This window comes from Aeromicrobium sp. (genome assembly GCF_036676885.1).
Classification (GTDB): Bacteria; Actinomycetota; Actinomycetes; order Propionibacteriales; family Nocardioidaceae; genus Aeromicrobium.
The window spans coordinates 1-6122 of sequence record NZ_JAKFCB010000334.1; the positions used below are offsets into that span (position 1 = coordinate 1).

Annotated in this window: 9 protein-coding genes; 7 read left to right on the forward strand and 2 right to left on the reverse strand. The window is 68.3% G+C overall.

Annotated elements, in window-relative coordinates; all coding sequences use genetic code 11:
- Positions 1–28: 28 nt before the first annotated feature.
- The gene (locus V6M46_RS15510) at positions 29–916 is read right to left on the reverse strand and encodes a MerR family transcriptional regulator (protein ID WP_332666707.1); all 888 of its coding nucleotides are present in this window, start codon (positions 914–916) and stop codon (positions 29–31) included.
- Between the two features lie 100 nt (positions 917–1016).
- Here V6M46_RS15510 and V6M46_RS15515 point away from each other — a divergent pair, with 100 nt between their 5' ends.
- From V6M46_RS15515 to V6M46_RS15545, 7 genes are all read left to right on the forward strand, one after another.
- Complete coding sequence (locus V6M46_RS15515) at positions 1017–1337, forward strand: hypothetical protein (protein WP_332666709.1); 321 nt, start codon at positions 1017–1019, stop codon at positions 1335–1337.
- The gene (locus V6M46_RS15520) at positions 1331–1726 is read left to right on the forward strand and encodes a hypothetical protein (RefSeq protein ID WP_332666710.1); all 396 of its coding nucleotides are present in this window, start codon (positions 1331–1333) and stop codon (positions 1724–1726) included. Before V6M46_RS15515 ends, V6M46_RS15520 begins: the two co-directional genes overlap by 7 nt.
- Positions 1727–1729: 3 nt before the next feature.
- Positions 1730–1951 carry a hypothetical protein gene (locus V6M46_RS15525; protein ID WP_332666712.1) on the forward strand — a complete coding sequence of 74 codons (222 nt, stop codon included), beginning with the start codon at positions 1730–1732 and terminating at the stop codon, positions 1949–1951.
- Between the two features lie 105 nt (positions 1952–2056).
- A complete protein-coding gene (locus V6M46_RS15530; protein WP_332666714.1) occupies positions 2057–2830 on the forward strand; it encodes a hypothetical protein in 774 nt (257 codons plus the stop codon).
- Between the two features lie 69 nt (positions 2831–2899).
- Positions 2900–4075 carry a serine hydrolase domain-containing protein gene (locus V6M46_RS15535; protein WP_332666716.1) on the forward strand — a complete coding sequence of 392 codons (1176 nt, stop codon included), beginning with the start codon at positions 2900–2902 and terminating at the stop codon, positions 4073–4075.
- Positions 4076–4144: 69 nt separating this feature from the next.
- Entirely contained in the window at positions 4145–4402 is a 258-nt protein-coding gene (locus V6M46_RS15540) for a hypothetical protein (protein ID WP_332666718.1), read from the forward strand.
- Positions 4403–4490: 88 nt separating this feature from the next.
- Positions 4491–5438 (forward strand): acyl-ACP desaturase, encoded by a 948-nt coding sequence (locus tag V6M46_RS15545; RefSeq protein WP_332666722.1) that lies wholly within the window; start codon positions 4491–4493, stop codon positions 5436–5438.
- Positions 5439–5516: 78 nt separating this feature from the next.
- Here V6M46_RS15545 and V6M46_RS15550 read toward each other — a convergent pair.
- A partial coding sequence (locus V6M46_RS15550; RefSeq protein WP_332666720.1) for a M28 family peptidase occupies positions 5517–6122 on the reverse strand: 606 nt, incomplete at its 5' end.

Consider the following 6122-nt stretch of genomic DNA (forward strand, 5'->3'; position numbering starts at 1 on the left):
CCTGTTCAGTGCTTCTGCTGAGGAGTCCTCATGCGGTCAACTGGCGGGCTAGGTCTTCGGCGGCTGACGCGAGTGAATGACCGAGCAAGTGCCCGGTACCGACTTCGCTTTGATGACGCCCAACCAGGAAGGTGGGCAGGTCGGGCTCGGCGGCGGCGATGACGGCGACCGTGTCGCGCACGACCGGAAGGTCGTCGGTTGAAGGTACGCCGAGAACGACGGCGGCCGGTTGGCCGACGGTCACCGCGATCGCCCAGCTGTCCGGTGGCACGTCGGCGCCGATGTAGGTCACATCCAATCCGGCGCGCGCGAGCATCGTTGCGAAAGTGAGCACTCCCAGTTCGTGTCGAGATCCTTTGGCCAGACCGACGAGGACGCGGGGAGCGCCCGGCGCCGCGTGGGCGGAGTCGAAGGCTGAGGCCAGCCGGCGTTGAACGGCTGCGCTGACGAAGTGCTCGGCGGCTACCGAGACCTCGCCGCGTTGCCAAGCCGTGCCGAGCCTGGAGAGCGCAGGCATCAACCAGGAGTCCGCCATCTCCTCGAGATCTCGGCGGGTGAAGATGTCGTCCAGGGCTCGCGTCAGTCGCTCGGCGTCGAAGTCGACCGCCAGGCTGACAAGCAGGTCCAGATCGTCACCTGGTTCGGCGGCACCCTCTGTATCGAGGGTCGAGGCATCGGTGACATCCGTGGGCCCGAGGGTCGTCCCGGACGTCACCTGAACAGCGGCGCGACGCGGAGCCCACCCCGCCTTGACGAGCGCCTGCATGGCGCTCAGGCGGGCGATCGCGGCATCGTCGTACAGCCGGTAGCCGGCCGGGGTCCGCAGTGGTGTGACCACGCCGTACCGCCGCTCCCACATGCGGAGCGTGTCCACAGGGATGCCGGTCATCGCGGCGGCGTGCTTCACGGAGTACACGGGTGCAGCCTAGCCCCAACACTCGACAATCCCTGGACAAACGCTCGGAGGCGTGGTTCGATTCTCAACATTAGACAAACCCTAGACAAGGAGAGTTGCCATGAAACGAAGCACCACACGCGCGGGTCTTGGAGTCATCGGGATGGTCCTCTCCGGTGTCGTCGCAGTCACCACGGCCCCGCCGGCTTCGGCCTCGCCGGACACCGCGTGCATGCGCGCCGGAATCGCCACGCTCAAGGGCGCGGGGGCGTTCTCCGCGGTGGCCAAGGACGGCCTTCCGATCAGCACGGCCGTCGCGCTCAAGGTCGCCCCTCGTGCGGGCACCGACCTGGCGACCGTGCCCGACCCCGTGCCGTTGTCCGTGCTGCTCGCCGACCACCGCGCGGGCGCGAACAGCCTGTTCGTCTACCCCTGGTGCTGACCCTGACGATGTCGGAGACGCCTGCGACGGCAGCCGCCCCGTCGGTTGCCGCGCAGGACCTGTGCGATCTCCTCGCCCGCGCCAGCCTGGGGGATGTGGACGCGTTCATGCGTTTCTACGACGCGACCAGCGGCTACGCGTTCGCGTTGGGCGTCGCACGAGCGCGGGTGACCGGCCGGGATCGGGCGACGGTGCTGGAGGCCGCGTCGGATGCGACCGTCAGGAGGTTCACGCGAGCCTGGGAGGACGCCGCAGAGCATCGTTCGTCGGGCCTCTCGCCACTTGCGTGGCTGCTGTCGCTCCCGATCTCCGCAGCCGGTCCCAACGGGGGTTTCGACAGGCTCAACCAACGGTTCGTGGACGAGTTCGTCCGGTCGGATCTACCGTGAGGAATGGCCGACCCGACCGAGCTGAGAGACCCGCACTGCCCCACCTGCGGCCAGCCGCTGCGCCACGGTGACCACCTCCGACCCGAGAACGCCGCGCTGGTGATGGACTCCGGGAACGCCGGGATCACCTTCGAGACACAGGGCCGCTGCGAGAACGAAGCCTGCATCGACTTCGGGAGCGAGTTCGCGCCCGCTGAGTGGATCGAACCGATCCGCGGCGAGTAGCTGCCGTCCAGCGGGACGCTAGCTGGCTCCCTGCGAGGCACCGCGGAGGCTGACTAGTTCAGATGGGCCGTTCCCCTCCCTGGTGCGGCGCGGTACAACCGCCTCATGGCCGGCCGCAACACTGGTGTCCTGCTCTCTCGCGCATCGCGGATCATCGCGCTCTGCGCGCTCCTGTGTGTGGCGGCTTGCGGAAGCAGCGCCCGAGGCTCGCCTGACTCTGAGAAGGCGACGTCCGATCCGGTTCTCTCGATACCTCTCGAGGACGGTCCGCCACTCCAGGCCGGCACCTACGGCATCTCGAGCGAAGGACGCACAGGTCCGGATCCGCTGCTGTGGTCGGTCGCCGACTACACGATCGACGTCCCCGCAGGGTGGCACGGTCACACCGGCCACTACCTGTCCAAGAACGAGGACGTCGACGGAGCAGCCGGCCTTGGTGTCTACCCGGTCCTGGTCGACGAGGTCTACGCGGATCCGTGCGAGGGCGAGCGCGGCCAGACGGTGGAGGTGGGCCCGAAGGTCGACGCCCTCGTCACAGCCCTGCTCGCACAACCTGGAGCCGTTGCCGCCAAGCCGGTCAGGACCGAGATCGGGGGCCATGCTGCGACGCGAGTCGACCTCGAAGTGCCACCGGGAGCCGATCTCCGGTCGTGCCTCCTGGCTGACTACGGGCCCCCGGGGCTCCAGATCTGGTTCTCACGGCCGACGAGCAAGTACTTCGTACTCATGCCCGGGTCCCTTGCCAGCGTCTACGTCGTGGATGTGGCCGGAAAGCGGCAGGTGTTCGTGACAGAGCATGACCCCGACGCCTCGGACCAGGACCTTCGCGAGCTCCAGACGATGCTCGAATCCATTCGCTTCGAAACAGCGGCCGGCTGACGCCGCCAGTGGCGAACGACATGAGCGAACAGCACCATCCGGTCACAAGAAGGACGTGAGGAAGAGGCCATGCTCCGGCGCACGATGACCACCGCCCTGCTCATCCTGGGCTCGCTCTGCGCCGCGTGCAGTACCGCGGACGACGAGCAGACCGACGCGGCGAGCAGAGCCTCCTCGACCCCACAGTCCAACTCGACTCCCTTCCCTGCCGAGTCGTTCTCAGGGCTCACCGAACGCCGAGCACCTGCCGAGCTTGCCGCGGCGCTGCAGGCGGCACTGGTCGAGGCCGCCGGCGGTCACGGGGTGACCGCCACGGTGATGTCCCCCGAAGGAGCCTGGACCGGCGCAGTCGGGCGTGCTGATCGACAGCGGCCCATGGTCCCGAACGCCCAGATGGCGATCGGCAGCGTCACCAAGCCGATCATCGCGGCGCAGGTCATGCAGCTGGTCGAGGCCGGGGACCTCGAGTTGGACGACCCGGTGGCCGACCACCTCCCTGACTGGGTCGAGCTGGACACCAACGGGGCGACGATCCGGGATCTGATGGCCATGCGCAGTGGACTGTCGGACTACGTCGACGACGAATCGTTGAACGCGACTGCCGACCATCCGAGGCAGGGCGAGACCTGGCGCGAGGTCCTGGCCCGGGTCGAGCCGCCACACGGTTCTCCCGGGGAGACCTTCGAGTACAACAACACCAACTTCCTCCTGCTCGGCCTGGTGATCGAGCACGTTCGCGGACGCCCGCTCGCCGAAGTGCTCAGGTCGGGCGTCCTGGCCGGCGAGGGACTCGAACGGCTCATCCTCCAGCCCGACGAGCGACCCACCTCGCCGATGGCGATGCCGTCCGAGGAGACCGGCGCACTGGAGAAGGGCGGCGGCTACCTGCCGTCGTACGCCGCGATCAGCTCGGCGGGCGGAGCCGGCGCGATGGCGTCGGACTCGAGGACCCTCGCGCGGTGGTTCGCGAGGTTCTGCCGCGGCGAGATCGTCTCGCGTGACTCGTTGACCGAGATGAAGGCGAACCTCGCGTCTGACGAGGAGCGCTACGGCCTGGGCCTGATGGACGAGGACGGTGGCAGCAGGCCGGGCATGGGTCACGAAGGCCTGCAAGTGGGCTTCGCGTCCTTCGCACGGTGCCTGTACGAGGACGGGATCGTCATCGCCGTCCTGACCAACCACGAAGAGGTGGTCACCGGCGACATCGTCAACGCGCTGGCCGATGCGGTCCTGGGGACAGGCTGAGGTCCCGAGCCCGGCGGCGCAGGCAAGCTGGTCGGTGCCCCGCACTACAGTCATTCGGGTGAGCCGACGATGAGCAAGATCGATGCCATGCGCGCGATGCGCGAAGCCCGCTACAACGCTGCCCAATCGGCCAAGCCTCGTGCCGCCCGGCCCACGGCAGCGCCGACGGCGCCGACGGCTCCTCCGAAGGATTCGCAGAAGGCTCCCCAGAAGGCCGAGGATCTGGCCGAGGCTCCGAGCGAGGAGTTGTGCGGGCACCGGAACATGAGCGGCCGCACCTGCACGCGCGACAAGGGGCACGCGGCGAAGAGCCACCGCTACTCCTAGGTCACCCGCCTCCCTTCGATTCGCAGCCTGGCTGTCGTAGCCTCGCTGAAGGGGCCGAAGGGCCCAGAGGGAGCTGATCGTGACCACGATGCCGACCAACCTGCTGGAAGACCTCGAACCCGTCGTCGCAGACAACCTCGACCGCCACCTCGCGATCGCGCAGGAGTGGCACCCCCACGACTACATCCCGTGGAGCCAGGGTCGCGACTTCGCCTTCCTCGGCGGCGAGGACTGGGACCCCGACCAGTCGCAGCTCTCCGAGACGGCCAAAGCCGCGATGTTCACCAACCTGCTCACCGAGGACAACCTGCCGTCGTACCACCGGGAGATCGCGACGCGCTTCGGCCGCGACGGCGCCTGGGGCACCTGGGTGGGCCGCTGGACGGCTGAGGAGAACCGCCACGGGATCGCGCTGCGCGACTACCTCGTCGTGACCCGCGGCGTCGACCCGGTCGAGCTCGAGCGCGCCCGGATGGACTACATGACGTCCGGCTACGACTCCGGCGACAAGACTGCCCTCGAGGCCGTGACGTACGTGTCGTTCCAGGAGCTCGCGACCCGGGTCTCGCATCGCAACACCGGCAAGGTCACCGGTGACCCGATCGCCGACAGGCTGCTCGCCCGCATCTCCAAGGACGAGAACCTGCACATGGTCTTCTACCGGAACATCGTCGCCGCGGCGCTCGAGATCGCGCCCGACGCGACCATGCGCGCGATCGCCGATGAGGTGATCGGGTTCCAGATGCCCGGCGCCACGATGGCAGGCTTCCGGCGCAACTCGGTGATCATCGCGAAGGCCGGCATCTACGACCTCCGACTGCATCACGACGACGTGATCATGCCGGTGCTGCGCCACTGGGACGTTTTCGACCGCACCGACCTCGGCCCCGAGGGCGAACAGGCCCGCGAGGAGCTCAACGCCTTCCTCACGGCGCTCGACCAGCAGGCGACCACGTTCGTCGACCGGCGCGAGGAGAACCGCGCCCGGGTCGCCGCGCGCGAGGACGGCGTACCCCAGGACATCGTCGCCGGCTGATCAGGCGGTGCCGGGTCGGCGTACACGAGACGCACCGACCCCGGGGCTGTCCTTGACACCCCGGGGCCGGCGCTCGTCTTACGACGTCGAGCGGTGCACCTCCGCCGCTCCGCCGCCGCTGCCGACCGTCCCTTCGGGACCGGCAGGCGCCGGGAGGACGAAGTCCTCGGTCCCGGGCACCGGCAGACCCACGACGCCGTTGACCGATTCGGTCGAGAAGGCGTAGGTCAGCACGGAGAAGGCGACCGCATCGGCGTTGATCCCGAGCGCGTGGTTGTTGTTGTTGGCGAACGTGTCGCAGGCGGCGTGGTAGCAGGGGTCGTACTGGGCCCCTACGGTGCCGCCCCAGATCTCCGCTTGCGCGGCGGTCTTCGGTACCTCGGCTCCGGTGAAGAGGCCACCGGCCGGGATCCCGTTGTTGATGAACGCCTGGTAGTCACTGCGTCCGCTGAACTCCGCGTCGTCGTACGGCTCGCTGCGGAGCGTGTAGAACGACTCGAACAGGTCCTCGATCGCGATCGAGCCCTCCGGCACGACAACAGGAGCCTCGAAGCCGGACTCGTCGCTGTCGTAGACCATCTGGATGTAGTTCGGCGAGCCGATCATGTCGAAGTTCAGGTAGAGCGCGATCCGGTCCTTCTCCGCCTGACTGAGGCCGTTGACGTAGTTCGTCGAACCGACCAG

Excerpts from the sequence above, each read along its gene's own strand:
- V6M46_RS15515 (WP_332666709.1), top strand. The coding sequence starts at position 1,017 with ATGAAACGAAGCACCACACGCGCGGGTCTTGGAGTCATCGGGATGGTC.
- V6M46_RS15525 (WP_332666712.1), top strand. The coding sequence starts at position 1,730 with ATGGCCGACCCGACCGAGCTGAGAGACCCGCACTGCCCCACCTGCGGC.
- V6M46_RS15530 (WP_332666714.1), top strand. The coding sequence starts at position 2,057 with ATGGCCGGCCGCAACACTGGTGTCCTGCTCTCTCGCGCATCGCGGATC.
- V6M46_RS15535 (WP_332666716.1), top strand. The coding sequence starts at position 2,900 with ATGCTCCGGCGCACGATGACCACCGCCCTGCTCATCCTGGGCTCGCTC.
- V6M46_RS15540 (WP_332666718.1), top strand. The coding sequence starts at position 4,145 with ATGAGCAAGATCGATGCCATGCGCGCGATGCGCGAAGCCCGCTACAAC.
- V6M46_RS15545 (WP_332666722.1), top strand. The coding sequence starts at position 4,491 with ATGCCGACCAACCTGCTGGAAGACCTCGAACCCGTCGTCGCAGACAAC.